Below are 25,286 nucleotides of genomic sequence, written 5' to 3'. Positions count from 1 at the left end.
GCGCTCATGCGCCCGCTCATTCTGCCAGACGGCACGCACGGCACCGGTCGACATAATGGTCGGATGCCCGAGCATGACGAGGTCGACCGGATCGTCGAGGCGTGGCGCCACGAGCGACCCGACCTCGACTTCGCGCCGCTCCATGTGCTCTCGCGCGTCGCCCGCCTCTCGAAGCACCTCGACCGCGCTCGCCGCGAGGCCTTCCAGGCCAGCGACCTCGAATCGTGGGAGTTCGACGTGCTCTCGGCCCTCCGCCGCGCCGGGGCCCCGTACCAGTTGAGCCCGAAGACCCTCCTCCAGCAGACGCTCGTCTCGAGCGGTGCGATGACGAACCGCATCCACCGGCTGGTCGACCGCGGTCTCGTCGAACGCCGCACGGACCCGAACGACGGCCGGGGCATCCTCGTCACGATGACCACCGCCGGCCGCAGCGCGGTCGACGCCGCGATCGAACGCCTCCTCGCCGAGGAGGACGCCCTGCTGAGCGACCTCGACGCCGACGACCGCAGCCGCCTCACCGACCTGCTGCGCACCCTCAGCCTGACCCTGGGCGGGTGACTGCCCGTCGAGGGGTCACGACACGCCGTCAGGAGCCGAGGAGGCGCGGCGTGTCGTGACTCATCGACCGGGCTTCCCGAGGGCCAGGCCCCAGGCCCGGGCCCGAGGGCCCCAGCCCTCAGGCCAGCAGCTCGCTCAGCTCGAGCCAGCGCACCTCGAGCTCGGCCGTCTTGTGGTCGAGCGCCGTGAGCTTGGCCTGCAGCGCCGCCAGACCGTCGAAGTCGGACTGGTCGAAGGTCGAGAACTGCGCGAGCAGCGACTCGCGCTCGGTCGCGGCCTTCGCCATCTTGCGGTCGATCGACCCGAGCTCCTTCTCGGCGTTGCGCTTCTCGGCGCCGGAGAGACCCGAGGCGGCGGCGGAGGCTGCGACGGATGCCGAGGCCCCCTGGACGGCCGTCGGTCGGTCGGTCGCGCCTCCTTGGCTGTCCGTCGCCTGCTTGCGCAGCTGCAGGTACTGGTCGACGCCGCCCGGCAGGTGCCGGAAGCGCCCGTCGAGCACCGCGTACTGCTGATCGGTGACCCGCTCGAGCAGGTACCGGTCGTGCGACACGACCAGCAGGGTGCCCGGCCAGCCGTCGAGGAGGTCCTCCATCGCGGCGAGCATGTCGGTGTCGAGGTCGTTGGTGGGCTCGTCGAGGATGAGCACGTTCGGCTCGTTCAGCAGGATGAGCAGGAACTGCAGGCGGCGCTTCTGACCACCCGACAGGTCTTTGATCGGGGTCTGCAGCTGGGCGCTCGTGAAGCCGAGGCGCTCGAGCAGCTGACCCGGCGTCATCTCCTTGCCGGCGGTGACGTACGAGGTGCGCTGCCGGCCGATGACGTCGTTCACGCGCTCGTGGGCGACCTCGTGCAGATCGGCGAGCTGCTGGTCGAGGATCGCGAACTTGACGGTCTTGCCCTGCTTGACCCGGCCCTCGGTGGGGGCGATGACGCCGGTGACGACCTTGAGCAGCGTCGACTTGCCGGCGCCGTTGACCCCGAGCACACCGGTGCGCTCGCCGGGCGCGATGCGCCACTCGACGCCCTGCAGCACCCGCTTGTCGCCGAACGAGACGCCGACCTCGACGAGGTCGACGACGTCTTTGCCGAGTCGCGCCGTCGCCATCTGCGACAGCTGCACGGCGTCGCGCACGGGCGGCTCGTCGGCGATCAGCTCGTTGGCGGCGTCGATGCGGAACTTCGGCTTGGTCGAGCGGGCCGGGGCGCCGCGGCGCAGCCAGGCGAGCTCTTTGCGCATCAGGTTCTGGCGCTTCGACTCGGACGCCGACGCCATGCGATCGCGCTCGACGCGCTGCAGCACGTAGGCCGCGTAGCCGCCCTCGAAGGGCTCGACGATGCCGTCGTGCACCTCCCAGGTGTCGGTCGAGACCTCGTCGAGGAACCACCGGTCGTGCGTCACGACGACGAGCGCGCCCGAGTTCGCCGACCAGCGGCGCTTGAGGTGCTGCGCCAGCCAGGCGACGCCCTCGACGTCGAGGTGGTTGGTGGGCTCGTCGAGGAAGAGGACGTCCCAGTCGCCGACCAGCAGGGTCGCCAGGGCCACGCGGCGACGCTGACCGCCGGAGAGGTCCTCGACCGCGGCCTCCCACGGGATGTCGGTGGCGAGACCCGAGATGACGTCGCGGATGCGCGCGTCGCCGGCCCACTCGTGCTCGTCGCGGTCGCCCACGATGAGACTGCCGACCGTGGCGCCCGTGGGCAGCACGTCGCGCTGGTCGAGCATGCCGATGGTGAGACCGCGACGCGTCGTCACGCGACCGTCGTCGGGCTGCAGACGACCGGCCAGCACCGACATGAGGGTCGACTTGCCGTCGCCGTTGCGGCCGACGACGCCGATGCGGGAGCCCTCGTCGATGCCGAGGGTCACCCCGTCGAGGACGACCTTGGTCGGGAATTCGAGACGGAGGTTTTCTGCGCCGAGTAGATGTGCCACCCGAGAAGCGTAGTCGGCCCAGCCGGACGCTCCGACGGGCGCGGACGGGCGGCGGTCAGCCGAGCGACGCCGTCCACTCGTCGGAGCCGTCGGCGAACTCCTGCCGCTTCCAGATCGGGGTGCGCGCCTTGACCTCGTCGACGAGGGCCGCGCAGGCCGCGAACGCCTCGGCTCGATGGGCCGAGGAGACCGCGCAGGCCAGCGCCACGTCGCCGATCGAGAGGTCGCCGTAGCGGTGCTCGACGGCCACCCGCACCTCGGGGTGCGCGACCGCGATCGAGAGGGCGACCTCGCGGATCACCTCGGTCGCGTTCGGATGCGCCTCGTAGTGCAGCGCGGTCACCCCGCGCCCTTCGTCGTGATCGCGGACGACGCCCTCGAAGGTCACGACGGCCCCGGAGGCGCGGCTCGCCACGAGCGCGGAGCAGCCGGCGACCGAGAGGGCCTCGTCGACGACGCGGGCGAGCAGCACGCGATCATCGGCCGATGCGGGGGTGGGGCTGGAGTCCGCGGCCGCCGCGGCGTCAGTCATGCGACCCTCCGCCCAGCTGGTCGACCACGTGGTCGACGATGTCGGCGAGCACCTCGAGCCCGTCGCGGACTCCCCCGCGCGACCCCGGCAGGTTGACGACGAACGTGCGACCGGCGACACCCGCGACGCCGCGCGAGAGCACGGCGGTGGGGGTCGCCGCGACGCCGCGACGACGCAGCTCCTCGGCGACGCCCGGCAGCTCCCGGTCGAGCAGCGGCCGGGTCTGCTCGGGGGTGGCGTCGGTCGGCGAGACGCCGGTCCCGCCGGTCGTGACGATCACGTCGGGCGAGGTCGAGAGCGCCGCGGCGAGCGCGCGACCCACGGCCTCGCCGTCGGCCACGACGACCGGGGCGGGCACGTCGTAGCGACGCGCCTCGAACCACTCGCGGATGACGGGCCCGGTGAGGTCGTCGGCCCGGCCCGCCGCGGCACGGGTCGAGGCGACGATGACGACGGCCCGGCGGACGGGGAGGGTGGTCATCGCGCCCAGTCCCCCGATTTGCCGCCCTGCTTCGCCAGCACCTTGACGTCGTGGATCTCGGCCAGCGGGTCGACGGCCTTGATCATGTCGTAGAGGGTCAGGGCGGCGATGGAGGCGGCGGTCAGCGCCTCCATCTCGACACCCGTCTTGCCGTGGGTCTTGACCCGCGCGAGCACCACGACGTCGGTGTCGCCGGGCTCGAAGTCGACGGTCACCGACCCGATGGGCAGCGGGTGGCAGAGCGGGATGAGCGACGACGTCCGTTTGGCCGCCATGATGCCGGCGATGCGGGCCGTGCCGAGCGCCTCGCCCTTCGGCAGGGTGCCCTCGACGAGGCGGGCGACGACGTCGCCGCGGGTGGTCAGCCGCGCCTGGGCGGTCGCCACGCGGGTCGTCTCGCTCTTGCCGGTGACGTCGACCATGTGCGCCGTCCCGTCGTCACGGACGTGGGTGAGCCCGGGAGGCGCGGTGTCGGCGGGCGGTTCGCGATCAGTCATCGAGTGCCCACACTACGACCTCGTCGCCCTCCTCGACCCGGTCGACGCCGACGGGCACGTGCACGAGCACGGTGGCCGCCGCGTGGTTCGACAGGAGGTGCGAGCCGGGGCCGCCGACGAGGGCCACGCGACCGTCGACGTCGAGGCGACCGCGGCGGAGCTGGTGCTTTCCGACCGGAGAGTCGGCGGACTCGGCCATGGGCGCGGTCCGCTGCGCCCGCTGCCTGCCGACACCGGTCGCGGTCTGCAGCAGAGGGCGGAGGAACACCTCGAACGAGACGAGGGCGCTGACCGGGTTGCCCGGGAAGCAGACGATCGGCAGGGCCCGGTGGCCGACCGTGAGCGTGCCGTGACCCTGCGGGCCGCCGGGCTGCATGGCGACGGAGCCGAAGACGACACCCGAGGCCTCGAAGGCGTCGCGCACCACCTCGTAGGCGCCCGCGCTGACGCCGCCGGTCGTGAGCACGAGATCGACGTCGGCGCCGTGCCGGGCGACGACCGCAAGCAGGGTGGCCGCGTCGTCGGTCACGCGCTCGGTGACGACGTCGACGCCGACCTCGGCCAGGGCCGCGGCGAGCGCCGTGCCGTTCGCGTCATGGATAGCACCGGGGCCGAGGTCGGCGCCGGGTGCCGCGAGCTCTTCGCCCGTCGAGACCAGCAGGAGGCGCGGGCGGCGTCGGACGACGACCTCGCGCACGCCCGCCGCGGCCAGCACCCCCCAGCGGGCCGGGGTCAGGATCGTGCCGGCGCTGAGCAGCACGCTGCCGGCCCGCCCGTCGGAGCCCGCGTCGCGGACGAACGTGCCGGAGGCGACGGGCCCCGTGATCGAGACGCGGCTGTCGGCGCCCTCGGCGGGGAACAGCGGCGGCTCGACCTGCTCGACGGGCACCACCGCGTCGGCGCCGGCGGGCACGGCCGCACCGGTCATGATCGGCGCCGCCGTGCCGGGTCGGAGCGCCGGACCGACGCGTCCCGCGGGGATGCGGTCGACGACGACGAGCGACGTCGCCCGGTCGTCGGCCAGATCGGGTGACGAGACGGCGAAGCCGTCCATCTGGGAGTTGGCGAACGGGGGCAGGTCGATCGGTGCGACGACGTCGACGGCGACCTCGCGCCTCCGGTACCGGTCGGGCTGGGCCGCGACGAGCGCCGGATCGACCCGCAGACCCTCGTGCGGCCGTGCCGCCAGGGCGGCCCCGACCAGCTCGGCCACGTCGTTCTGGTGCTGTTCGATCGTGCGCACGCGGATCCTCTCGGCTGTCGCCAGTAGCGTAGCGGGGGTGACCGACACCACCCCCGCCTCCTCGTCCCCGCCCCGCGTCGACGTCGCCGTCATCGGCGGCTCCGGCCTCTACTCGCTCTTCGCGCCGGGCACGGCGACCAGCCATGTCGTCGCGACGCCGTACGGCCCGACCTCGAGCGAGGTCTCGATCGGCGAGCTCGGCGGCAAGCGCGTCGCGTTCCTGACCCGTCACGGCAAGGGGCACTCCGTGCCGCCGCACCGCATCGACTTCCGGGCGAACGTCTGGGCGCTCGCGTCGCTGGGCGCCAGGGCCATCGTGTCGTCGTCGGCCGTCGGCGGGGTCAGCCCGGAGTACCCGCCGGGAACGATGGTCGTGACCGACCAGTTCATCGACCGCACCTGGGGCCGCCCCGACACGTTCTACGACGTCGAGGGCTCGGTGCAGCACCTGATGGCCGCCGACCCGTTCGACCCGGTGCTGCGGGCGGCCGCCGTGTCGGCGCTGGAGCAGCAGGGCGAGCCGTTCGCCGCGACGGGCACCTGCGTCGTCATCCAGGGCCCGCGGTTCTCGACCCGGGCCGAGTCGCTCTGGTTCCGGGCCGCCGGCGCGCACACGATCAACATGACGATGTACCCCGAGGTGCCGTTGACCCTCGAGCTCGGCATGGGCGCCGTCAACATCTCGTTCGTCACCGACAGCGACGCCGGCATCTCGCCGGAGGAGGGTGACGACGACGACGCCGTCAGCCACCAGCTCGTCATGGAGCGCCTCGCCGCCGCCCAGCCGCGCATCGTCGCCGCCATCGAGTCGATCGTCGCCGGTCTGCCGAGCGACTACGAGCCGCGCGAGCTGATCCCGGCCGACGCGGTCGCCGCCGTGCTCGCCCGCCCCGTGCAGTCGCGCCGGGCCGCGCTGTGACCGGCGCCCGCGGCGCCTCGACCGACCCGGGCCCCCTCGGGCGGCTGCTCGTGACGGGCGGCGCCGGGTTCATCGGCTCGGCCGTCGTGGCCCAGGCCCTCGATCGAGGCTGGACGGTGCGCGTGCTCGACTCGCTGCGCTCCGACGTGCACGGCGGCGAGCCCGAGTTCGACCCCCGGGTCGAGTTCGTGCACGGCGACGTGCGCGATTCCGACGTGGTCGACCGGGCACTCGAGGGCGTCGACGCGGTCTGCCACCAGGCGGCCAAGGTCGGGCTCGGCGTCGACTTCCAGGACGCCCCCGACTACGTCTCGTCGAACGAGCTCGGCACCGCCGTCGTCCTGGCCGCCCTCGATCGTGCGGGGATCGACCGACTCGTCGTCGCCTCGTCGATGGTCGTCTACGGCGAGGGCAGCTACCGCACCTCGGCCGGCGCCACCGAGCGCCCGGCACCTCGGCGCATCGCCGACCTCGACGCGGGGGTCTTCGACCCGCGCGACGACGCAGGCGACCTGCTCGAGCCGCAGCTCATCGCGGAGGACGCCCCGCTCGACCCGCGCAACGTCTACGCCATCACGAAGCTGACGCAGGAGCACCTGGCGACCTCGTGGGCGCGGAGCACCGGTGGTCGCGCGGCGGCTCTGCGGTACCACAACGTCTACGGTCCGGGGATGCCGCAGAACACCCCTTACGCCGGTGTCGCGTCGCTGTTCCGCTCGGCGCTGCAGCGCGGCGAGGCCCCCCGCGTGTTCGAGGACGGCGCCCAGCGCCGAGACTTCGTGCATGTGAGAGACATCGCCTCGGCGAACCTCGCGGCGCTCGACTGGACGGCCGATCAGGAGCCCGAGACGTTCAGGGCGTTCAACGTCGGCAGCGGCGTCGTGCACACCATCGGCGAGATGGCCTCGGCCCTCGCCCGCGAGGCCGGCGGGCCCGAGCCCGTCGTCACCGGCGAGTACCGTGCCGGCGACGTGCGGCACGTGACGGCGTCGTCCGCCCGGCTGCGCGACGAACTGCGCTGGGAGCCCGCCGTCAGCTTCGACGAGGGCATGCGGGAGTTCGCCACCGCACCCCTGCGCGCCGCGGTCACGAACTAGACCGGAGGGCAGGAGGCGCGGGTCGGGTCGTCGGCGACGGCCCGCCCCCGCGCTCGGTCGCCTCGACCTGCTCGCCCCTGCATCACGCCGACCAGGGGTCGATGACCTCGAGCCCGACCCCCTCGAAGTCGCGGACGTTGCGGGTCGCGAGGCTCGCACCGGTCGCGAGCGCCGTCGCCGCGATCATGGCGTCCGCCGTCGCGACCGGGCGACCGAGACGCGTCCGGAGACGCACGACCCCCGCGTATTCGAGGGCGGTCGCTGCGCCGAAGGCGAGGACGCGACCCGCGAACTGCGTCTCGAGAGCATCGACGACCCCTCTCTCGACGACATCACGCCGAGCGCCAGGCGTCATGCAGAGGACACCGGCGAGCATCTCGGCTGCGGAGACCACGCTCAGGAAGAGGTCGCCTGCTCGCTGCTCGGCGTACCAGGACAGGACTTCGGGAGCCGGTCGGACTCGTGAGAGCTCGGAGACGACGTTCGTGTCGACGACGATCACTCGAAGTCGACGATCTTCGCTGGAATCTGCTCACGACGGTTGCGTTCGAGGATCTCGATGAAGTCGTCGTCGAGGAGCGCATCGTTCTCAGCGAGCCGGCGGCGGAGAGCGACGACCCAGTTCTCCGCAACCCCGGGAGCGCCCGGGGTGCCAGGGGCGCCAGGGGTGCCGTCGAACTCGAGCGCGACCTCGGCCGTCGGGAACTCGGCGTCGGCGACGTACCGCCCCAGCACCCAGCGCACCTCGGCCTCCATCGACCGCCCGTGTCGCGCGCTCAGCGCCTTGAGCCCCGAGACCACATCGGGATCGAGCCCGCGAACGGTCACCGTCGACATGGTGATCACCTCCTGGCGGCGATGCTAGCAGAATGACAGCGGGTCGGCCGATGTACAGGATGCGGCCCTCTCATCACCTTCATGGCATGTCATCCGTACAGTCGGGATGATGAGCACCTCACCCGTCGACGTCCCGCTGGTCGACGTCGTGCTGCCCTGTCTCGACGAGGAGGGCGCGCTGCCCTGGGTCCTGGGGCGCATCCCCGACCGCTGGCACGCGATCGTCGTCGACAACGGCTCCACCGACGGGTCGGCGCGCGTCGCCGCCGAGCACGGGGCGACGGTCGTGCAGGAGGCGCGGCGCGGCTTCGGCAGCGCCGCCCACGCCGGTCTCGTCGCGGCCACCGCCCCCTACGTCGCCTTCTGCGACGCCGACGCCTCGATGGACCCCGCCGACCTCGTCGCGCTCGCCGAGCCGGTGATGTCGGGCGACGCCGACCTCGTGCTCGGTCGGCGACGGCCGACCACCCGCGGGGCGTGGCCGCTGCACGCCCGCATCGCCAATCTCGCCCTGGCGCGGCTGATGCGGCGTGCCAGCGGCGTCGCCCTGCACGACCTCGGCCCGATGCGGGTCGCACGACGCGACGAGCTCCTCGCCCTCGACCTGAAGGACCGCCGGAGCGGCTACCCGCTCGAGATGGTGCTGCGCGCCTCCGAGTCCGGCTGGCGGATCCGCGAACAGGACACCCCCTACTCGCCCCGCGTCGGGCGGAGCAAGGTGACGGGCACCATCAGGGGCACGAGCGTCGCCGTCCGAGACATGTCCCGACTGCTGCGGGAGGCGGGTCGATGACCACCATCGTCGTGATCGCCAAGGAGACGATCCCCGGTCGCGTCAAGACGCGCCTCCACCCGCCCCTCAGCCTCGAGCAGGCCGCCGACGTCGCCGCGGCCGCCATCCAGGACACCCTGGCCGTCGCCTCGGCGCTGCCCGCGACCCGACGGGTGCTGCTCTTCGACGGCAACCGAACCCCGCCCGGCTCCGAACAGTTCGATGTGATCCCTCAGATCGGTGGCGACCTCGACGCACGGCTCGGAGCCCTCTTCGACGAGGTCGACGGCCCGACCGTGCTGATCGGCATGGACACGCCGCAGGTGACCGTCGAGACGCTGACCCCCGTCTTCGCCGACTGGACGGACGACGTCGACGCCTGGTTCGGCCCGGCCAACGACGGCGGCTTCTGGGCCCTCGGTCTCGCCCGACCCACCGGCGACCTGCTGCGCGGCGTCCCGATGTCGCGCGACGACACCGGCGCCCATCAGCTGCGCCGTCTCGCCGAGGCGGGGCTGCGCGTGCGGACCCTCCCCGAGCTCGTCGACGTCGACACGATCGACGACGCCCGCCTCGTCGCCGCCACCGCTCCGCGCAGCCGCTTCGCCGCGGCCCTCCGACTCGCCGACCCGGGTGGCGCCCCGACGGGCCCGACCCGCGCCTCCTCGGCGTCGAACTCCCCCTCATCCACCGCCGTTGCCCAGACCAAGTCGCCGGCCCGCTCGACTCCCGAGGAGCCCCACTCGTGACACTCACCGCAGACACGAACACCCACCCCGTCGCGACCTTCGGCTCGGGCGGGGCCGAGCCCTACGCCCGCGCTCTGCGCCGCGAAGGGCGCCTGCAGCTCGTCCGGGCCGACGCGCCCGTCGCACCCGGTTCGCCCACCCCGTCGACGGGCGCCGACGACGCCGACGGACCGTTCGACGTCGCCCGCTGGAGCTCCGCCGCCGACGCCGCCGATCTCTCGACGCTCACCGGTGCGCGCTCCGTGCTCGACATCGGCTGCGGGCCGGCCCGCATGGTCCGCGCGGCCGTCGGCCTCGGCATCGAGGCCCTCGGCATCGACGTGTCCGAGACGGCCGTCGCCATGGCCGTCGACGCCGGTCTGCCCGTCGCGGCCGGCTCCGTCTTCGACCCGCTCGACGGCGAGGGCGGCTGGCACGTCGCTCTGCTGCTCGACGGCAACATCGGCATCGGCGGCGACCCGACGGCGCTCCTCACCCGCTGCTCGGAGGTCATCGCCTCGAACGGATCGGTCGTGGTCGAGACGGCGCCCGACGACTCCGCCGACGAGTTCTACGACGCCCACGTCGTCGACGACCGCGGCCTCACGAGTGCGACGTTCCCCTGGGCCGAGGTCGGCCGGGCGGCCCTGCCCGGTCACGCCCGCCGGGCCGACCTCGAGGTCGCTCAGACCTGGTCGGTCGACTCGCGGACCTTCTGCCGCCTGGTCCGCACGAGGTAGATCGCCACGGCGAGGGCCGTCACGACCGCGATGACGACCCACATCGCACCCAGACGGGCGGCGTAGTCGAACGGCAGCACGGTGTCGTTCTTGGGCCCCTTCGCCTTCGCGACGATCTCGGGGACGACGATCATCGACAGGACGACGCCGACCACGACGGCGCTCTGCACCAGGGCGATCACCGCCGCCGGCACGCGGCGACCCGTCCGCCGCACGGCGAGACCGACGGCGACGACGACGGGCGCGATGATCGCGTCGTGCACGATCACCGAGCCGATCAGCCAGACCAGCAGCCCCGAGTAGCGCGTCGGGCTGACGGTCTCGGTCAGCACGTAGCCGCCGAGTCCGATCAAGGCGATCCCGACGACGATCAGCACGCTCCTGGTGACGCGGACGCCGCGCCCCGCGATGGGAGCGGCGGCCCGGCCCGTCCTGGACGTCTTCACGGTGGTCATCACAGCACCTCGATCGTGGTCAGCCATTTGGTCTGCAGCACACCCGGTCTGCCGGGGGCGATCACCCGGGCGGGGTACCCGTGGTCGATGCTCAGCCGCTCGCCGTTGAGCTCGAGGGCGATCAGCGTCGCCGGGTCGGTGGCGAACTCGGAGCCCATCAGCATCACGCGGTAGCCGCCGCGCTCCTCGAGACTCGTGAAGCGGAGTCGTCGGTCGGCGGGCGCCCCCACCGTCGCCATGAGGTCGACGAGGCGGACGCCGCGCCACCGGCCGGTCTGACTCCAGCCCTCGACGCACGAGATGGGCAGGTCGCCCTCGTCCTGCGTCATGGCCGTCAGGTCGTCGGCGCTGAACGAGCGCGACCGGTCGCCGTTCGAGACCGTCAGGGCCCAATCGGGCGCCATCGCGCTCTCGAGCACGCGCGCCGCCGCGGCCGTCCGGTTGATCGGCAGGTCGTTCTGACCGATGCCGCGCTGCCGGGGGGCGAACGCGTTGAAGGGCTCGAAGGCGGTGAACGACTGACCGGCGGTGAGCACCACCGCTCCGCCCGTCGCGACGCCGACGGCGCCGAAGAAGCCGCGTCGCGACACCCGCGCGCGGTGCGGATCGCGGTCGCCCTCGTGCGCGGTGTCGATCCAGTGCACGATCCGACCGACGAACCCGCGGGGCCGAGGAGGCGCGGTGCCGGTCGACGAGGCGACCCGCGCCTCCTCGGCCTCCCGTCGCCGCGTCAGCTCGCGCGTCGCCGTGAACTCGGCCCGTGCGGGGTCGAGGGCGCCCGAGGGCTCGACGAAGGCGCCGTCGGCGTCGTAGCTGTCGCGAGCCCGCCAGTAGCGCGTGATGAGCGGCAGCTTGACCGCGATGTGGATCGCCAGCGACCCGATGATCACGAACGACAGGGCGAAGTGCACCTGCCTGAACGGGAACGGCCACGGGTAGTACTGGAACGTGTTCAGCAGACCGGTGACCAGCTGCAGCACCGACGTCGCGATGAACAGGGCGATGGAGGCGCGCTCGAGCACCTGCACCGGGTGCCGCACCGGCGGGTACTGGAACAGCTGGGGGAACACCGCGTGCAGCTTGCCGAGCAGCAGCGGGATGCAGGCGATGCCCGCCGTGATGTGCACGCCCTGGCTCACCTGGTAGAGCCAGACCGGGCGGGTCGGGAAGCGCATCCACTCCGTGGGCTCCTGCAGGAAGTGGCTGTACAGCCCGGTCAGCAGGCAGACGAGGAAGGCGATGCCGAGCAGTCGCCCGAGCACCGTCGCCGTCCGGGCGTTCCGCGTCGGCGACGTCGCCGCGAGGCGGAGGGTGAAGAGAAGGCTTCTCATGGGTGCGCCTCGGGGATCTGGCCCGACACATCGGACACCCGGGCGGGCGTCCGACAGACTGGGTCTCGTGCGTACTCTATTCGCGGCGGTGGCCGTCGGCGGTTTGGCCGTCGCCGTGGGTTGGGGTCTGCTGACCCTCGGATTCGTCGCGAAGGAGACGCGGGACGACTTCGTGCACTGGACGGCGATCTGCTGGCTGCTCTTCGCCGTCGCCCTCGTGCTGCTGCGGCGCGTGCCCGCGCGGGCCGTCACCGCGCTCGTGCTGATCGGCGCGGCCGTCGTGGGCGGCGCGTCGCTGCTGAGCCCGCCCAACACGAGCACCGACCCCGCGCGCTACGCCTGGGACGGCATCGTGCAGGCGGACGGCGTCTCGCCGTACGAGTACACGCCCGAGGCCGGCGAGCTGCGCGACCTGCGCCCCGAGTGGATCTTCCCGCCCGCCGCCGAGTTCACCCGCGACGACGGCACGATCGGCCTCCGCTGCGGACAGGAGACCCGGCAGATCCACCGCGGCTACGACACGGAGACGGGCGACGTCGTCTGCACGGCGATCAACCGACCCGACGTGCCGACGATCTACCCGCCCACCGCCGAGCTGTACTTCTGGGCCGTGCGGGCGGTCGTGGGACCCGACGCCGAGTTCGCGCCGCTGCAGGTGCTCGGCCTGGTCATGGTGCTGGCCACCACCGCCGCCCTGCTCGTGGCGCTCCGTCGCCGCGGGCTCGACCCCCGGTGGGCCGCTCTCTGGGGCTGGTGCCCACTCGTGTACAGCGAGGGGGTCACGAACTCGCACGTCGATCTGCTCGGCGGGGTGCTCGTGCTCGCCGCGTCGCTGCTCGTCTCGACGCGGCGTCGATGGCGGGGCGGGATCGCCCTCGGGGCGGCCATCGCCACCAAGCTCATCCCCGTGATCGCGGCGCCGGCGCTGCTCCGTCGCCAGCCGCACAAGGTGATCGTGGGCGCCGTCCTCACCTTCGCGGTGCTCTACGTGCCCTACGTCGTGTCGACCGGCCTGGCCGTTCTCGGCTATCTGCCCGGCTACCTCACGGAGGAGGGCTACGAGGACGGCAGCCGGTTCGCCCTCGTGTCCGCCTGGGTGCCCGACGCCTGGGCCACACCGGTCGTCGCGCTCGTCGTCGGCGTCACCGGTCTGCTCGTCTGGCTCAAGACCGACCCCGACGACCCCTGGCTCGGGCAGCTCGTCATGATCGGGGTCACCCTCGTCGCCGTCAGCCCGAGGTACCCCTGGTACGCCCTGCTGCTCGTGCCGTTCGTGGCCATGACCGGCCGGTGGGAGTGGCTGGCGATCCCGGTGGCGCTGCTCGTGCGGCAGTTCGAACCGGGGCTCGCGCTGCAGCGGTCGTCGCTGGCCACGGCGGTGCTGGTCATCCTCCTCGTGTCGCTCTGGCGCGCCCGGCCGGGGTTCGCCGATCGGCTGCTGGACGGTCTCGCGGACGACGCCCTTCGGGTGCGGAGGCTGCTCCCTGGGCGCGGATCCCGGCGGCGGGGCTTAACCTCGACAGATGACCGTCTCACTCGGACTGCCCACGATGCCCGGTCGGGCTCGTGACACCCTCCCCCCGGTGCCCCGGCCGTCCGCCGAGACGGCGCCCTGGCTGCTCGACCGGTTCGGACGCAGCGCCACCGACCTCCGCGTCTCGCTGACCGACAAGTGCAATCTGCGGTGCACGTACTGCATGCCCGCCGACGGCCTGCCGAACCTGCCCCGCGAACAGGCGCTCGACGCCGACGAGATCGTGCGGCTGGTCGATGTCGGGGTGCGCCTCCTCGGGATCCGCCAGGTGCGGTTCACCGGCGGCGAGCCGCTGCTGCGTGCCGACCTGATCGACATCGTGCGGCGCGTGGCCGCCCTCGAGCCACGACCCGAGGTCTCGCTGACCACCAACGCCATCGGTCTCGCCCACCGCGCGCAGGCCCTGGCCGACGCCGGTCTCGACCGCGTCAACGTGTCGCTCGACTCGCTGCACGCCGAGACGTTCATGAAGGTCTCGCGCAGGCCGTTCCTCGACAAGGTGCTGGCCGGTGTCGACGCCGCGGCCGCGGCCGGGCTCACCCCGGTCAAGATCAATGCCGTGCTGCTGCCCGGGGTCAACGACCACGAGGCGCCCGAGCTGCTCGCCTGGGCTCTGCGCGGCGGCCACGAGCTGCGCTTCATCGAGCAGATGCCCCTCGACGCCGACCGCAGCTGGGACCGCGCCTCCTTCGTGACCTCGCGCGACATCCACTCGCTCCTCGCGACCCGGTTCGACCTGCGGTCCGCCGACGTCGAGCGCGACGGCGCCCCGGCCGAGCTGTTCGACGCGGTCGGACGCGATGCCGACGCCGGACTGCACGGCCGGGTGGGCATCATCGCCTCGGTCAGCGAACCGTTCTGCGCCGACTGCCGCCGCACCCGCATGACGGCCGAGGGCGGGATCCGCAGCTGCCTGTTCAGCGAGGGCGAGACCGGACTGCGCGATCTGCTGCGCGCCGGCGGCTCGGACGACGACCTGGCCGACGCCTGGCGGGCGGCGATGTGGGCCAAGCCCAAGGGTCACGGCATCGACGACCCCGACTTCGTGCAACCCGCCCGCACCATGAGCGCCATCGGAGGCTGACATGACGACACCGACCGTCGACACGGGGCGCTCGGGCGCCGCGGGGCTCACTGCCGAGCCGACGACCGCGACGCTGCGGTTCTTCGCTGCGGCGCGCGCCGCCGTCGGGCGCGACGAACAGCGCATCGCGGTGCCGACCGGCGAACGACCCACCATCGGTCGACTGCTGACCGAGGTGCGCCCCGTGGAGGGGATGTCGGCGGCTGACTTCCGCGACGTCATGCTGCGCTGCTCGTTCCTGGTCGACGGGATCACCACGCGCGACCGCGAGCAGCTCGTCGTCGACGGTGCCGTGATCGACGTCATGCCGCCCTTCGCCGGGGGCTGACGCCGCTCGGGTCGGCGCGGCTCCGCCTCTCGACCCGCCGTCTCAGCCGGCCGTGGCGTCCTGCTGCGCCAGCTGCCAGCCCAGCATGCCGCCGTGCAGCACGGTGACGTCGAACCCGTCGCGCGCGAGCAGCTCGGCGGCGGAACGTGACCGGGGGCCGCGGGCGCAGTAGACGACCACCGGCACCGAGCGGTCCAGCTCGGGTCGCTGACGGGTGCGCGTGCCGTACCCGGGGGCCTGCACGTCGCCGTCGATGTGGGCGAAGGCGTGCTCGTCGACCTCGCGCACGTCGAGCAGCGTGAAGTCGGCGCCGCCCGCCTCCCTCGCCTGCAGCATCGTCGACAACTCAGGTGCAGCGACCTCTGAGCGGGCGGATCTCCGCTCAGAGGCGTCTGCGCCTGAGTTGCCGACAGTGACAGCGGCGGAGGCGGGAGCGGTGCTCGCCTCCGACGAGGAGTCGGGAACGGTCGCAGGGGCCGAGGAGGCGCGGCGCAGCCCGTTCGCCGTGGCCCGCGCCTCGGCCCGATGCGGCGCCCGTGCCAGCCTGCTCTCGCGCCAGGTCGCGTCGAGCGCGTCGACGGTCACCACGCGCCCGAGCAGGGGCTCGCCCACGCCCGTGAGCAGCTTGACCGCCTCGGTGGCCATGGCCGTGCCGACGGTGCCGCAGAGCGGGCCGAGGACCCCGACGTCGGCGCACGACTCGTCCCAGCCGGCGGCGGGTGGTGCCGGGTGCAGGTCGCGGTAGTCGACCGCGCGACCGTCGGGCGCGTCGTCCCAGAAGACGCTGAGCTGCCCGTCGAACCGGTTGACGCTGCCCCACACCACGGGCAGCCCGCGCGCGGCGGCCTCATCGGCGACGACGTAGCAGGTGTCGAACGAGTCGCTGCCGTCGACGACGAGGTCGTAGTCGTCGAGCAGCGCGGCGCTGTCGGGGCCGAGGCGCACGGGGTGCACGACGACGCGCGCCTCGGGTGCCGACGAGCGCACCCAGTCGGCCGCCGCACGGGCCTTGGGCACCCCCACCTGGTCGGGGCGGAACAGCACCTGACGTTGTAGGTTCGACAGGTCGACGACGTCGTCGTCGACGATTCCCAGCGTTCCGACACCGGAGGCTGCGAGATACTCGATGACCGGTGCGCCGAGTCCCCCGGCTCCCACCACGAGCACCCGCGCTGCCAGCAGTCGGCTCTGCGCATCGAGGCCGAACCCCGGCAGTCGGACGCTCCGCGAGTAGCGGTCCGACACCTCGAGCGAATCGGACGCAGCCGCTCCGGTCGACGAACCAGGCACCGAGACGAGAGGGGGCAGAGACGACATGGCAGACCTCCAGACACGACGTGCGGACCACGCGTCGTCCACTGTAACCTCGGCGCGGCCCGCCGCCCGGGGCCTCCTCCACCGCCGCCACACCGACGCCGTGCTGATCGGGCTGCTCGGCGCGATCGTCTCGGGGGCGTTCCTCTGGGTGCCGTCGGTCTGGTACGACGAGGCCGCGACGGTCGTCTCGGCGACCCGCTCGTGGGCTCAGCTCTGGGCGATGATCCAGACGGTCGACCTGGTGCACGCCGCCTACTACGCCGCCATGCATCTCTGGTTCGACGTGTTCCCGTACTCCCCCGTCTCGCTGAGGGTGCCGAGCGCGATCGTGACGGGCGTCGCCGCGGGGCTCACCGTGGCCCTCACGCGCATCCTCGTCGACCGACGCACTTCGATCGTCGCCGGCCTGCTGTTCTGCCTGCTGCCCCGGGTCACCTGGATGGGCGGCGAGGGCCGCTCGTACGCCCTGTCGGCGATGCTCGCGGTCGCGCTGACCCTCGTGCTCGTTGTGGCGGCCCGCCGCACCTCCGAGTCGGGAGCCGCCCGCACGCACCGCTCCGTCGTCGGCTGGTGGGTGGCCTACGCCGCCCTCGCCGTCGTCTCGGCCGCGTTCTTCCTGTACCTGGCGCTGCTCGTGGTCGGGCACGCGGTGACCATGCTGGTGCGGGTGCTCCGCGACCGGCACGACCAGCGCCTCCGGCGGGACCGGGTCGACGAGTGGGCCCGCACCGGGGCGGTCGCCGTCGTGCACGACCCCGAAGGAGGCGCGCGGCCGACCGTGCGCTCGTCGCGTCGTGCCCTGCTCGGCTGGTTCGTCGGCGCGGCCGTCGCGGGGCTCGCCAGCCTGCCGCTGGCCTGGTTCATCGCGTCGCAGAACGACCAGATCAGCTGGATCGAGCGGCCCACGTTCGGCACGCTCCGATCGGTGCTCGTGACGCAGTGGTTCTACCAGAACGAGAGCTTCGCGATCTTCGGTCTGATCTGCGCGGGCGCGAGCATCGTCGTGCTGTCGCTGCGGCTGGTGCCCGCCGCCCGCGGGTTCGCGGAGGTCGTGCTGCCCTGGATGATCGTGCCGACGGCCGGTCTGGTCGTCGTCTCGCTCGTCGGCAGCCCCCTCTACTCGCCCCGCTACCTGACCTTCGGCACGCCGGCCATCGCCATGACGATGGCCGTCGCGGTCGCCGCGATCCCCTGGAGGCGCGTGATCGCCCTCGTGCTGCTCGTCGCCGTCGGGTTGACCGCACCCACGTACGTCGAGCAGCGGCAGCCCGAGGCGAAGGACCGCTCGGCCTGGAACCAGGTCGCAGCCCTCGTCGCGAGAGAGCGTGCCGACGAGCCGGCCGGCACCGAGGAGGGGCTCGTCTTCGGGCCCGTGCGACGCCATCCGAAGGCGACCTCGCGCATCATCCAGGACACCTACCCCGACGCGTTCGTCGGCATGTCCGACTTCACCCTCGAGACGCCGGGCGCCGAGACCGACGGACTGTGGGAGGTCCAGCACCCCCTCGGCGACGTGCTCGACTGCACCGACGACCTCGACGTCGTCTGGCTGATCACGAGCGACCGCCAGGACTGGCGGCCCCGCGTCACCGAGCAGCTGGCGTCGAAGGGGTTCCGACTCGACCAGGAGTGGAACCTGACCCGCACGAACGTGCTGCGCTACGAGCGCTGACGCGGGCGTCGTCGCCGGCGTCGGCGTCGGCGCCTGAGGCTGGCGCCGTCTAGTCGGAGACGACCCGGGCGCCGTGGACCGGCCCGGTCGCGCGGACGACCGACAGTCGCGCCGAGGTGAGGGCGAGCTGCAGTTCGAGGGCGCCGTCGAGGTCGGGGGCGAGGAACGCCACGGTCGGGCCCGAGCCCGACACGAGACCCGCCAGCGCCCCGTTGCCCTCGCCCAGCTCGAGCACCTCGGCCAGACCGGGCTCGAGGTGCAGGGCCGGTGCCTGCAGATCGTTGTGCATCGACTCGGCGAGCATGCCGGCGTCGCCCGCCCGGAGCGCCTGCAGCACCCCGGCGTCGACGACCGGGCGGCGGACGGGCGAGATGTCGCCCGAGTGCCGCTTGCGGTGCTCGTCGAGCTCGCGGTACACCGTCGGCGTCGAGAGCCCGAAGTCGGCGAGGGCGAGCACCCACTGGAAGGTGCCCTTGGCCAGGGCCGGGCTGAGCTCGTCGCCGCGACCGGTGCCGATGGCCGTGCCGCCGGCGAAGGCGAAGGGCACGTCGGCGCCGAGCTCGGCCGCGAGGTGCAGCAGGTCGTCTCGGCCGACGCCGGTGCCCCAGAGCGTGTCGCAGGCGAGGAGCGTCGCGGCCGCGTCGGCCGACCCGCCGCCCATGCCGCCGGCGACGGGGACGTTCTTGTCGATCCGCAGGTCGACGCCGCCGCGGTAGCCGGTGGTGGCGGCGAGGAGGCGCGCGGCGCGGATCGCGAGGTTGCTCCCGTCGGTCGGCACCCCCGTCACGTCGACCGCGGGGCCGCCCGTGACGGTCACCGAGAAGGTGTCGGCGCGACGCGCCCGGACGTCTTCGTAGAGCGACACAGCCTGGTAGGCGGTGGCGAGTTCGTGGTACCCGTCGTCTTGCAGATCGCCGACGGCGAGGAACACGTTGATCTTGCCGGGGGCCCGCGTGTGGACCACGGTCGGAGCGGCCTCGGTCGTCATGACACCAACCTAGTCAGTTCTGGCGATCGACCATGACGCCGAGCGCCCGGGCCAGACCCTCGCGGACGGGCTGCACGCGTTCGGGCAGCCGCAGACGGGCCTGCGTGACGGCCACCGAGCACTTGCCGCCGGTCGACGGCGACACCGCCACGGTGAGCACGTCGCCGTTCGCCAGCGTCCACTCGGCGCTCGGCCGGGTCGCGGAACGGACGACCGTCGCCTGCACGCCCTCGACGTAGCCGGCGAGCCGGTCGACCAGCAGCTCGAGCAGCTCGAGGGGCTCGCCGCGGAGGCTCCGCCCGATCGTGACCGCGTACGAGCCGTCGGGCTGCAGCCCGGGCGACGGCAGCCCGCGCCCCTGCTCGTAACGGACGGTGATCACCTGCGCCCACCAGGGCGCGACCTCGTGGTCGTCGATCAGGAGGCGCGCGATGCGCTCGTGCGACAGTCGCGCCGCATCGGCACGGTCGAGCAGGGCGAACCAGTCGGCCGCACTGCGCCCGGTGCCCGAGCCGAGTCGCGCGTCGCTGATCTCGGTGGACCGGTCGACCCCTGCAGGAGGCGCGGGCCGGCCGGATCGCGCCGGTCGCCCCGGTCGTGCGGACCGCCCCGACGGCGCCGACCGCCCGGGTCGTGCCGACGGGTCGGTGCGACGCGTCATGGGATCAGTCGGCGGCGGCGACCCGCGACGTGGCCAGCAGCTCGACGTCGCTCGCCCGGGCGATGGCCAGGAAGTCGTCGACGGTGAGCTGCTCGCCGCGGACGGTCGGCGCGATGCCGGCCCGCTCGAGGGTCTCGGTCGCCGCGGCCGACGACCCGTAGAGGGACGACAGCGACTGCCGCATCATCTTGCGGCGCTGCTGGAAGGCCGCGTCGACGAGCGCGAACACGGCGAGGCGCTCGGTCTCGGAGCCACGGGGGGCGCGCCGGTCGAACGCGACCAGGATGCTGTCGACGTTCGGCACGGGCCAGAACACCTGCCGGCTCACCTGCCCCGCTGCTCGGAACTCGCCGTACCAGGCGGCCTTGATGCTCGGCGAGCCGTAGATCTTCGACCCGGGCTCGGCGGCCAGGCGCAGACCGACCTCGGACTGCACCATGACGAGACCGTGCTGCAGGCTGTCGAAGTGCTCGAGGAAGTGCAGCAGCACCGGCACGCTGATGTTGTAGGGCAGGTTCGCGACGAGGTGGGTCGGTGCGACCGGCAGGGTCGTGACCCGCATGGCGTCGTCGACGATGACGGTGAGGTCGGCGGCCGGTTGCAGCATGCCGACGGTCAGCGGCAGCTGGGCGGCGAGACGCTTGTCGATCTCGACCGCGACGACCGAGCTGCCCGCCTCGAGCAGACCGAGGGTGAGCGAGCCGAGGCCGGGACCGATCTCGACGACCGACGTGCCGGCCGAGACGCCCGACGCGGTGACGATGCGCCGGACGGTGTTGGCGTCGTGGACGAAGTTCTGACCGAGCTTCTTGGTCGGCTGGATGCCGAGCATCTCGGCGAGATCGCGGATCTCGGCCGGGCCCAGGAGGGTCGCCCGTGCCATCAGGCGTCGACCGTGATCGGTTCGCTGTCCCAGGTGCCGTAGACCAGCTCGGTGTTCGACGAGATCTGCGCGGCGAGCATCGACACGTCGGTGCCGATGGTCTCGGCCATCGAGCGGAGGGTGAACGGCACCAGGTACGGCGCGTTCGGTCGACCCCGGTAGGGCACCGGGGTGAGATAGGGCGCGTCGGTCTCGACCAGCAGCAGGTGGCGCGGCAGCTGGACGAGCGCGTCGCGGAGCGGCTGCGCGTTCGAGAAGGTCACCGTGCCGGAGAACGAGGCGTACCAGCCGTTCTCGGTGAGGATGCTCGCGAGCTCGGTTCCGCCGCTGAAGCAGTGGAAGACGGTGCGCTCGGGGGCGCCCACCTCGAGCAGCAGGTCGACGACGTCGTCGTGCGCGTCGCGGTCGTGGATCTGCAGGGCGAGACCGTGCCGCTTGGCGATCTCGATGTGCGCCCGGAACGAGTCGAGCTGCGCGGCCCGGCCCTCGGGCCCGGTGCGGAAGAAGTCGAGCCCGGTCTCGCCGATGGCACGGACCCGGGGTCGCGCGGCGAGCTCGTCGATGACGGCCAGCGCCTCGTCGAGGCCGCCCTCGGCGGCGAGGCGCGGGGCCTCGTTCGGGTGCAGGGCGACCGCGGCGAGCACGCGAGGCTCTCGGGCCGCGATCTCGGCCGACCATCGAGAGGTCTCGACGTCGGTGCCGACCTGCACGACACCGCGGATGCCGACAGCCGACGCACGGTCGAGGTGCTCCCGGTAGTCGAGGGGGCCGCCGCCCGCCCCGGGCTCGCCCTGGCCGTCGGCGATCTCGAGGTGCGTGTGGTTGTCGTACACCGGCACGACGAGCGGATTGGGAGGCGCGGGGTAGCTGAGGTCGCGCTTCTTGCCACCGGACTCGGTGGAGGCGCGGTGCCGGACGTGCATCGGCGTCGCCTCGCCCGCGGGGTCGGCGCCCTGACCGCTCACTTCGCGGGCTCCGGCTGCTCGATGCGCGGGAACAGCCCGGCGGCGAGCGGCTGCACCTCGGGTGCGCTCGACCACGCGGGTGCGCGGTCGACGGGCTGGCTGGCCAGCTCGCCCTGGCCGATGCTCTGCCACAGCGTGGTCGTGGCGGTGGGGATGAAGGGAGAGAGCAGCACGGTGAGGGTGCCGAGACCGCGCAGCGAGGTGGCCAGCACCGTCGCGAGCCGCTCGCGCTTCGTCTCGTCTTTGGCCAGCGCCCAGGGCTCCTGCTCGGTGATGTAGCCGTTGAGGGTGTCGACGAGCTCCCAGATGGACGAGAGGGCCTCGTTGATCGCGAATCGGTCGATCGCCGCGTCGGCGGCGGCCGTCACGCGGACCTCGGTCTCGCGGACGACCAGGTCGGCTTCGGTCGGCTCGCCCGCGAGCGGGACCGTGCCGTCGAAATAACGCGTGATCATGGCCACGACCCGGGAGGCGAGGTTGCCGAAGCCGTTCGCCAGCTCGGCCTGGTAGCGGGCCGAGATGTCCTCCCAGCTGAAGTTGCCGTCCTGGCCGAAGGTGATGGCGCGCATGAAGTAGTAGCGGAACGCGTCGGAGCCGAAGACGTCCGTGATCTGCTGCGGGGCGATGCCCGTCAGCTTCGACTTCGACATCTTCTCGCCGCCGACCAGCAGCCAGCCGTGACCGAAGACGTTCTTCGGGACGGGCAGACCCGCCGCCATGAGCATGGCCGGCCAGATGACGGCGTGGAACCGCGCGATGTCCTTGCCGACCAGCTGGACGGCCGGCCAGCGGCGATCGAACTCGTCGTCGTCGACGCCGTAGCCGATCGCGGTGATGTAGTTGAGCAGCGCGTCGAACCAGACGTAGACGACGTGCTTCTCGTCCCACGGGACCTTGACGCCCCAGTCGAAGCTCTGCCGCGAGATCGAGAGGTCGCGGAGACCCTGCTTGACGAACTGCACGATCTCGTTGCGGACCGTGTCGGGCTGGACGAAGTCGGGCTGCTGCTCGTAGAGGTCGAGCAGACGCTGCTCGAAGTCGCTCATGCGGAAGAAGTAGTTGCTCTCTTGGAGCAGCTCGACCGGCTTCGAGTGGATCGCGCAGACCTGCTGACCCTCGAACGGACCGGTGCCGTCGACGAGGTCGCCGGGCTGCTTGTACTCTTCGCAGCCGACGCAGTAGAAGCCCTCGAACTCGCCCTGGTAGATGAAGCCGTCGTCGTAGAGCTTCTGCAGGAAGGTCTGGACGCCCTTCTCGTGCCGCGCGTCGGTGGTGCGGATGAAGTCGTCGTTGCGGATGTCGACGGTCTGGAGGAGGGGCTTCCAGGATTCGGTGACGAGCTTGTCGGCCCACTCCTGCGGGGTCACGCCGTTGCTCGTGGCCGTGCGGAGGATCTTCTGGCCGTGCTCGTCCGTGCCCGTCAGCAGCCAGGCGTCGTCACCCCTCTGCCGGTGCCACCGGGCGAGCACGTCGGCTGCGACCTCGGTGTACGCGTGACCGATGTGCGGCACGTCGTTGACGTAGAAGATGGGCGTTGCGATGAAGAAGGAGTCGCCGGCGGGCATGGGGACCATCTTAGGTGCGGGCACCGACGCCGCGACGCGACCCGCGCCTCCTCGGCTGCGGTCGTCGAAGCCGGGGAGGCGCGGGTCGGCCGATCGATCAGGTCGCCTGGTCGGACCCCTCGTCCGTCCCGGCCCGCTCGCCCTCGCGCTCGCCCGGGTACTCGACGACGTCCATGCCGAGCACGTACTTGCCGCGGGCGTGGCCGTCCTCCAGGTCGCGATAGGCGCTCCTCACCTCGTCGATCGGGAAGACGCCGTCGATGGGCACCGTGATCTTCGCCTCGGCGATCAGCCCCAGCAGCTCGGTCAGCACCGCCTGCGTCGTGGCCTGGGCGCTGCCCTCGGCCTTCACCCCGTGGCGCTCGACCGCGTCGAAGTCGGCGATCGTGTCGATCCGCTGGGGCGCGACCCCGAGCTCGAGCGCGTACTCGACGTTGCCGTGCCCGTAGCAGTCGATGAACGCGTCGACGCCGTCCGGCGCAGCCGCGCGGATCCGCTCGACGACGCCCTCGCCGTACTCGACGGGGATGACGCCGAGACTGCGGAGGAAGTCGTGGTTCTGCTCGCTCGCCGTGCCGATCACGGTGAGACCGCCGAGCACGGCCAGCTGCGAGACGAGCACGCCGACGCCGCCGGCGGCGGCCGAGACGGCGATCGTGTCGCCTTCGGTGGCCTGCACGGCTCGCAGCGCGGCGAACGCCGTGGGGCCCGTGACACTGATGCTGCCGGCCGTCTCCCACCCGATGCCGTCCGGCTTCCGCACCAGCTGGTCGCGCGGCACGACGACGAACTCGGCGTGCGACGACCTGGTCGCCCAGCCGGCGACCTCGTCGCCCGGCGACCACTCGTCGACGCCCTCGCCGACCTCGTCGACGATGCCGGCGAAGTCCGTCCCCTGCCCCGACGGGAACGCCGCCGGGAACACGTCGTGCAGCAGACCCGCCCGGATCGCCGCCTCACCGGGGTTCAGCCCGGCGGCCTTCACGGCGACGACGACCTGCCCGGGGCCGGCCTGCGGCTTCGCGATCTCGACGACTCTCAGCTCGTCGATGTCGCCGTAGTTCTCGAACCGGACCGCCTTCATGCCGTACTCCTCGCTCTGCCGCGCACGCCCCGTGCAGACGCGCCGTGCTTCGAGCTTGCACCCCCGCGCGGGGGTCGGGGCCGGTTCGGGCCGCGTGCTCGGTGCGCTCGCGCTTGAAAGGGGTTCGTGTCAGGACCACGAGCAGACAGCGAACGGGCAGGGTGGCGGGCGGGCAGGGCCGCCTACGCGCGATCGGGCCCGGGGGCGGCACCGGGCGCAGGGCGCGGCGGGCGGGCGGCGAGGGCGGCCTGGTACAGGTCGCGGCGCGAGAGACCCGTGGCCGCCGCGACGTCGGTGGTGGCCTCTTTCAGACGGACGCCGTCGGCGACGAGCGCCTGCACCTGCGCCAGCCCGGCGGCGAGGTCGACGACGCGCTCGGGCGCCCCCTCGACGACGATGCAGATCTCGCCGCGCACACCCTCCGCGGCCCAGGAGGCGAGTTCGGCGGCGGTGCCGCGCCGCACCTCCTCGTGCATCTTCGTCAGCTCGCGGCAGACCACGGCGCGACGGTCGGCGCCCATCGCGGTGGCGAGATCGGAGAGCGAGTCGGTGAGACGGTGGGGCGATTCGAAGAAGACCATCGTGCGGCGCTCGTCGGCGAGCGCCCCGAGCACGCGCAGGCGGTCGCCCTGCTTGCGGGGCAGGAACCCCTCGAAGCTGAACCGGTCGGTGGGCAGGCCCGAGACGGCGAGCGCGGTGAGGACGGCCGACGGGCCGGGGATCGCGGTGACGGTCACGCCCGCGGCGGCGGCGGCCTCGACGAGGGGGAACCCGGGGTCGCTGATCGCGGGCATGCCGGCGTCGGTCAGCACGACGACGTCGGCGGTGCGGGCCAGCTCGACGACCTCGCCCGCCTTCTCGCGTTCGTTGTGCTCGTGCAGGGCGATCAGTCGCGGGCGGTTCTCGACGCCGAGGGCGCGCATCAGGTGGATCGCCGTGCGGGTGTCCTCCGCAGCGACCACCTCGGCGTTCGACAGCGTCTCGATGAGGCGTCGCGAGGCGTCGCCGAGGTTTCCGATGGGGGTGGCGGCGAGCACGATCACCCGACCATTGTCCCCCGGGAGCCCCGCCGCTCATTACGA

Annotated in this window: 27 protein-coding genes; 10 read left to right on the top strand and 17 right to left on the bottom strand. The window is 72.7% G+C overall.

The genetic code is table 11. The features are described from left to right. Window positions 1-63: 63 nt before the first annotated feature. Complete coding sequence (locus ACZZY9_RS12745; RefSeq protein WP_192059563.1) at window positions 64-558, top strand: MarR family winged helix-turn-helix transcriptional regulator; 495 nt, start codon at window positions 64-66, stop codon at window positions 556-558. Window positions 559-676: 118 nt separating this feature from the next. Here ACZZY9_RS12745 and ACZZY9_RS12740 read toward each other — a convergent pair whose 3' ends face one another. Genes ACZZY9_RS12740 through ACZZY9_RS12720 form a run of 5 tightly spaced genes read right to left on the bottom strand, consistent with a single transcriptional unit; the run spans window position 677 to window position 5,244 of the window. Further along, window positions 677-2,491: an ABC-F family ATP-binding cassette domain-containing protein gene (locus ACZZY9_RS12740; RefSeq protein WP_192059561.1), complete on the bottom strand. Its 1,815-nt coding sequence runs from the start codon at window positions 2,489-2,491 to the stop codon at window positions 677-679. 55 nt (window positions 2,492-2,546) lie between these two features. Beyond that, a complete protein-coding gene (locus tag ACZZY9_RS12735; RefSeq protein ID WP_463464349.1) occupies window positions 2,547-3,023 on the bottom strand; it encodes a molybdenum cofactor biosynthesis protein MoaE in 477 nt (158 codons plus the stop codon). Then, window positions 3,016-3,504, bottom strand: a complete 489-nt coding sequence (locus tag ACZZY9_RS12730) for a MogA/MoaB family molybdenum cofactor biosynthesis protein (RefSeq protein WP_463464348.1) — start codon at window positions 3,502-3,504, stop codon at window positions 3,016-3,018. Before ACZZY9_RS12730 ends, ACZZY9_RS12735 begins: the two co-directional genes overlap by 8 nt. Continuing rightward, window positions 3,501-4,001 (bottom strand): cyclic pyranopterin monophosphate synthase MoaC, encoded by a 501-nt coding sequence (gene moaC / locus ACZZY9_RS12725; RefSeq protein WP_192059553.1) that lies wholly within the window; start codon window positions 3,999-4,001, stop codon window positions 3,501-3,503. Before moaC ends, ACZZY9_RS12730 begins: the two co-directional genes overlap by 4 nt. Continuing rightward, window positions 3,994-5,244 (bottom strand): molybdopterin molybdotransferase MoeA, encoded by a 1,251-nt coding sequence (locus tag ACZZY9_RS12720; protein ID WP_463464347.1) that lies wholly within the window; start codon window positions 5,242-5,244, stop codon window positions 3,994-3,996. Before ACZZY9_RS12720 ends, moaC begins: the two co-directional genes overlap by 8 nt. A gap of 37 nt (window positions 5,245-5,281) precedes the next feature. On the opposite strand from ACZZY9_RS12720, the gene ACZZY9_RS12715 reads away from it, so the two are divergent. Next, window positions 5,282-6,163 carry an MTAP family purine nucleoside phosphorylase gene (locus ACZZY9_RS12715; protein WP_463464346.1) on the top strand — a complete coding sequence of 294 codons (882 nt, stop codon included), beginning with the start codon at window positions 5,282-5,284 and terminating at the stop codon, window positions 6,161-6,163. Then, window positions 6,160-7,260, top strand: coding sequence for an NAD-dependent epimerase/dehydratase family protein (locus ACZZY9_RS12710; RefSeq protein WP_463464345.1), 1,101 nt, complete (start codon window positions 6,160-6,162; stop codon window positions 7,258-7,260). The genes ACZZY9_RS12715 and ACZZY9_RS12710 overlap by 4 nt, the downstream gene beginning before the upstream one ends. An 82-nt stretch (window positions 7,261-7,342) precedes the next feature. Here ACZZY9_RS12710 and ACZZY9_RS12705 read toward each other — a convergent pair whose 3' ends face one another. Together ACZZY9_RS12705 and ACZZY9_RS12700 are read right to left on the bottom strand one after the other, a co-directional pair. Next, window positions 7,343-7,762 (bottom strand): PIN domain-containing protein, encoded by a 420-nt coding sequence (locus tag ACZZY9_RS12705; protein ID WP_463464344.1) that lies wholly within the window; start codon window positions 7,760-7,762, stop codon window positions 7,343-7,345. Beyond that, window positions 7,759-8,097 (bottom strand): FitA-like ribbon-helix-helix domain-containing protein, encoded by a 339-nt coding sequence (locus ACZZY9_RS12700; RefSeq protein WP_463464343.1) that lies wholly within the window; start codon window positions 8,095-8,097, stop codon window positions 7,759-7,761. Before ACZZY9_RS12700 ends, ACZZY9_RS12705 begins: the two co-directional genes overlap by 4 nt. A gap of 109 nt (window positions 8,098-8,206) precedes the next feature. Here ACZZY9_RS12700 and ACZZY9_RS12695 point away from each other — a divergent pair, with 109 nt between their 5' ends. The 3 genes from ACZZY9_RS12695 to ACZZY9_RS12685 are packed head-to-tail and all read left to right on the top strand — an operon-like array spanning window position 8,207 to window position 10,337. Then, window positions 8,207-8,890 (top strand): glycosyltransferase family 2 protein, encoded by a 684-nt coding sequence (locus tag ACZZY9_RS12695; RefSeq protein ID WP_463464342.1) that lies wholly within the window; start codon window positions 8,207-8,209, stop codon window positions 8,888-8,890. Further along, on the top strand, window positions 8,887-9,618 hold the full coding sequence (locus tag ACZZY9_RS12690; RefSeq protein WP_463464341.1) for a TIGR04282 family arsenosugar biosynthesis glycosyltransferase: 732 nt from the start codon (window positions 8,887-8,889) through the stop codon (window positions 9,616-9,618). Before ACZZY9_RS12695 ends, ACZZY9_RS12690 begins: the two co-directional genes overlap by 4 nt. Further along, a complete protein-coding gene (locus tag ACZZY9_RS12685; RefSeq protein ID WP_463464340.1) occupies window positions 9,615-10,337 on the top strand; it encodes a class I SAM-dependent methyltransferase in 723 nt (240 codons plus the stop codon). The genes ACZZY9_RS12690 and ACZZY9_RS12685 overlap by 4 nt, the downstream gene beginning before the upstream one ends. Here the strand turns inward: ACZZY9_RS12685 and ACZZY9_RS12680 are convergent. Continuing rightward, window positions 10,283-10,792, bottom strand: coding sequence for a hypothetical protein (locus ACZZY9_RS12680; protein ID WP_463464339.1), 510 nt, complete (start codon window positions 10,790-10,792; stop codon window positions 10,283-10,285). The two genes, ACZZY9_RS12685 and ACZZY9_RS12680, sit on opposite strands and share 55 nt — an antisense overlap. Beyond that, the gene (locus ACZZY9_RS12675) at window positions 10,792-12,123 is read right to left on the bottom strand and encodes a molybdopterin-dependent oxidoreductase (RefSeq protein WP_463464338.1); all 1,332 of its coding nucleotides are present in this window, start codon (window positions 12,121-12,123) and stop codon (window positions 10,792-10,794) included. Before ACZZY9_RS12675 ends, ACZZY9_RS12680 begins: the two co-directional genes overlap by 1 nt. Before the next feature lie 67 nt (window positions 12,124-12,190). Here ACZZY9_RS12675 and ACZZY9_RS12670 point away from each other — a divergent pair, with 67 nt between their 5' ends. The 3 genes from ACZZY9_RS12670 to ACZZY9_RS12660 are packed head-to-tail and all read left to right on the top strand — an operon-like array spanning window position 12,191 to window position 15,069. After that, window positions 12,191-13,693: a glycosyltransferase 87 family protein gene (locus ACZZY9_RS12670; RefSeq protein WP_463464337.1), complete on the top strand. Its 1,503-nt coding sequence runs from the start codon at window positions 12,191-12,193 to the stop codon at window positions 13,691-13,693. Next, complete coding sequence (moaA, locus tag ACZZY9_RS12665; protein ID WP_463464336.1) at window positions 13,647-14,741, top strand: GTP 3',8-cyclase MoaA; 1,095 nt, start codon at window positions 13,647-13,649, stop codon at window positions 14,739-14,741. Before ACZZY9_RS12670 ends, moaA begins: the two co-directional genes overlap by 47 nt. Before the next feature lies 1 nt (window position 14,742). After that, complete coding sequence (locus ACZZY9_RS12660) at window positions 14,743-15,069, top strand: MoaD/ThiS family protein (RefSeq protein WP_463464335.1); 327 nt, start codon at window positions 14,743-14,745, stop codon at window positions 15,067-15,069. A gap of 42 nt (window positions 15,070-15,111) precedes the next feature. Here ACZZY9_RS12660 and ACZZY9_RS12655 read toward each other — a convergent pair whose 3' ends face one another. Further along, window positions 15,112-16,386 (bottom strand): ThiF family adenylyltransferase, encoded by a 1,275-nt coding sequence (locus ACZZY9_RS12655; RefSeq protein WP_463464334.1) that lies wholly within the window; start codon window positions 16,384-16,386, stop codon window positions 15,112-15,114. On the opposite strand from ACZZY9_RS12655, the gene ACZZY9_RS12650 reads away from it, so the two are divergent. Continuing rightward, entirely contained in the window at window positions 16,385-18,058 is a 1,674-nt protein-coding gene (locus ACZZY9_RS12650) for a glycosyltransferase family 39 protein (RefSeq protein ID WP_463464333.1), read from the top strand. The two genes, ACZZY9_RS12655 and ACZZY9_RS12650, sit on opposite strands and share 2 nt — an antisense overlap. A gap of 49 nt (window positions 18,059-18,107) precedes the next feature. Here ACZZY9_RS12650 and ACZZY9_RS12645 read toward each other — a convergent pair whose 3' ends face one another. From ACZZY9_RS12645 to rsmI, 7 genes are all read right to left on the bottom strand, one after another. Beyond that, window positions 18,108-19,046, bottom strand: a complete 939-nt coding sequence (locus tag ACZZY9_RS12645) for a 4-(cytidine 5'-diphospho)-2-C-methyl-D-erythritol kinase (protein ID WP_192059526.1) — start codon at window positions 19,044-19,046, stop codon at window positions 18,108-18,110. A 13-nt stretch (window positions 19,047-19,059) separates the two neighbouring features. Beyond that, window positions 19,060-19,707 carry a hypothetical protein gene (locus ACZZY9_RS12640; protein ID WP_463464332.1) on the bottom strand — a complete coding sequence of 216 codons (648 nt, stop codon included), beginning with the start codon at window positions 19,705-19,707 and terminating at the stop codon, window positions 19,060-19,062. A gap of 4 nt (window positions 19,708-19,711) precedes the next feature. Next, window positions 19,712-20,590 (bottom strand): 16S rRNA (adenine(1518)-N(6)/adenine(1519)-N(6))-dimethyltransferase RsmA, encoded by an 879-nt coding sequence (gene rsmA, locus ACZZY9_RS12635; RefSeq protein ID WP_463464331.1) that lies wholly within the window; start codon window positions 20,588-20,590, stop codon window positions 19,712-19,714. Next, entirely contained in the window at window positions 20,590-21,513 is a 924-nt protein-coding gene (locus ACZZY9_RS12630; RefSeq protein WP_192060173.1) for a TatD family hydrolase, read from the bottom strand. The genes rsmA and ACZZY9_RS12630 overlap by 1 nt, the downstream gene beginning before the upstream one ends. Window positions 21,514-21,551: 38 nt before the next feature. Then, window positions 21,552-23,120, bottom strand: coding sequence for a methionine--tRNA ligase (gene metG, locus ACZZY9_RS12625; protein ID WP_463464330.1), 1,569 nt, complete (start codon window positions 23,118-23,120; stop codon window positions 21,552-21,554). A gap of 97 nt (window positions 23,121-23,217) precedes the next feature. After that, the gene (locus ACZZY9_RS12620) at window positions 23,218-24,204 is read right to left on the bottom strand and encodes an NADP-dependent oxidoreductase (RefSeq protein WP_463464329.1); all 987 of its coding nucleotides are present in this window, start codon (window positions 24,202-24,204) and stop codon (window positions 23,218-23,220) included. 182 nt (window positions 24,205-24,386) lie between these two features. Then, window positions 24,387-25,247 (bottom strand): 16S rRNA (cytidine(1402)-2'-O)-methyltransferase, encoded by an 861-nt coding sequence (gene rsmI / locus ACZZY9_RS12615; protein ID WP_463464328.1) that lies wholly within the window; start codon window positions 25,245-25,247, stop codon window positions 24,387-24,389. Window positions 25,248-25,286: the final 39 nt, after the last annotated feature.

The organism is Frigoribacterium sp. AC394 (assembly GCF_979258095.1).
This window is presented reverse-complemented; position numbering and strand designations above follow the sequence as displayed.

What these genes read in the sequence shown, in the direction of transcription:
- ACZZY9_RS12745 (WP_192059563.1), top strand. Translation starts at nt 64, where the DNA reads ATGCCCGAGCATGACGAGGTCGACCGGATCGTCGAGGCGTGGCGCCAC.
- ACZZY9_RS12735 (WP_463464349.1), bottom strand. Translation starts at nt 3,023, where the DNA reads ATGACTGACGCCGCGGCGGCCGCGGACTCCAGCCCCACCCCCGCATCG.
- ACZZY9_RS12730 (WP_463464348.1), bottom strand. Translation starts at nt 3,504, where the DNA reads ATGACCACCCTCCCCGTCCGCCGGGCCGTCGTCATCGTCGCCTCGACC.
- moaC (WP_192059553.1), bottom strand. Translation starts at nt 4,001, where the DNA reads ATGACTGATCGCGAACCGCCCGCCGACACCGCGCCTCCCGGGCTCACC.
- ACZZY9_RS12700 (WP_463464343.1), bottom strand. Translation starts at nt 8,097, where the DNA reads ATGTCGACGGTGACCGTTCGCGGGCTCGATCCCGATGTGGTCTCGGGG.
- ACZZY9_RS12695 (WP_463464342.1), top strand. Translation starts at nt 8,207, where the DNA reads ATGAGCACCTCACCCGTCGACGTCCCGCTGGTCGACGTCGTGCTGCCC.
- ACZZY9_RS12690 (WP_463464341.1), top strand. Translation starts at nt 8,887, where the DNA reads ATGACCACCATCGTCGTGATCGCCAAGGAGACGATCCCCGGTCGCGTC.
- ACZZY9_RS12680 (WP_463464339.1), bottom strand. Translation starts at nt 10,792, where the DNA reads ATGACCACCGTGAAGACGTCCAGGACGGGCCGGGCCGCCGCTCCCATC.
- ACZZY9_RS12675 (WP_463464338.1), bottom strand. Translation starts at nt 12,123, where the DNA reads ATGAGAAGCCTTCTCTTCACCCTCCGCCTCGCGGCGACGTCGCCGACG.
- moaA (WP_463464336.1), top strand. Translation starts at nt 13,647, where the DNA reads ATGACCGTCTCACTCGGACTGCCCACGATGCCCGGTCGGGCTCGTGAC.
- ACZZY9_RS12660 (WP_463464335.1), top strand. Translation starts at nt 14,743, where the DNA reads ATGACGACACCGACCGTCGACACGGGGCGCTCGGGCGCCGCGGGGCTC.
- ACZZY9_RS12650 (WP_463464333.1), top strand. Translation starts at nt 16,385, where the DNA reads ATGGCAGACCTCCAGACACGACGTGCGGACCACGCGTCGTCCACTGTA.
- ACZZY9_RS12655 (WP_463464334.1), bottom strand. Translation starts at nt 16,386, where the DNA reads ATGTCGTCTCTGCCCCCTCTCGTCTCGGTGCCTGGTTCGTCGACCGGA.
- ACZZY9_RS12645 (WP_192059526.1), bottom strand. Translation starts at nt 19,046, where the DNA reads ATGACGACCGAGGCCGCTCCGACCGTGGTCCACACGCGGGCCCCCGGC.
- ACZZY9_RS12640 (WP_463464332.1), bottom strand. Translation starts at nt 19,707, where the DNA reads ATGACGCGTCGCACCGACCCGTCGGCACGACCCGGGCGGTCGGCGCCG.
- rsmA (WP_463464331.1), bottom strand. Translation starts at nt 20,590, where the DNA reads ATGGCACGGGCGACCCTCCTGGGCCCGGCCGAGATCCGCGATCTCGCC.
- ACZZY9_RS12630 (WP_192060173.1), bottom strand. Translation starts at nt 21,513, where the DNA reads ATGCACGTCCGGCACCGCGCCTCCACCGAGTCCGGTGGCAAGAAGCGC.
- metG (WP_463464330.1), bottom strand. Translation starts at nt 23,120, where the DNA reads ATGCCCGCCGGCGACTCCTTCTTCATCGCAACGCCCATCTTCTACGTC.
- ACZZY9_RS12620 (WP_463464329.1), bottom strand. Translation starts at nt 24,204, where the DNA reads ATGAAGGCGGTCCGGTTCGAGAACTACGGCGACATCGACGAGCTGAGA.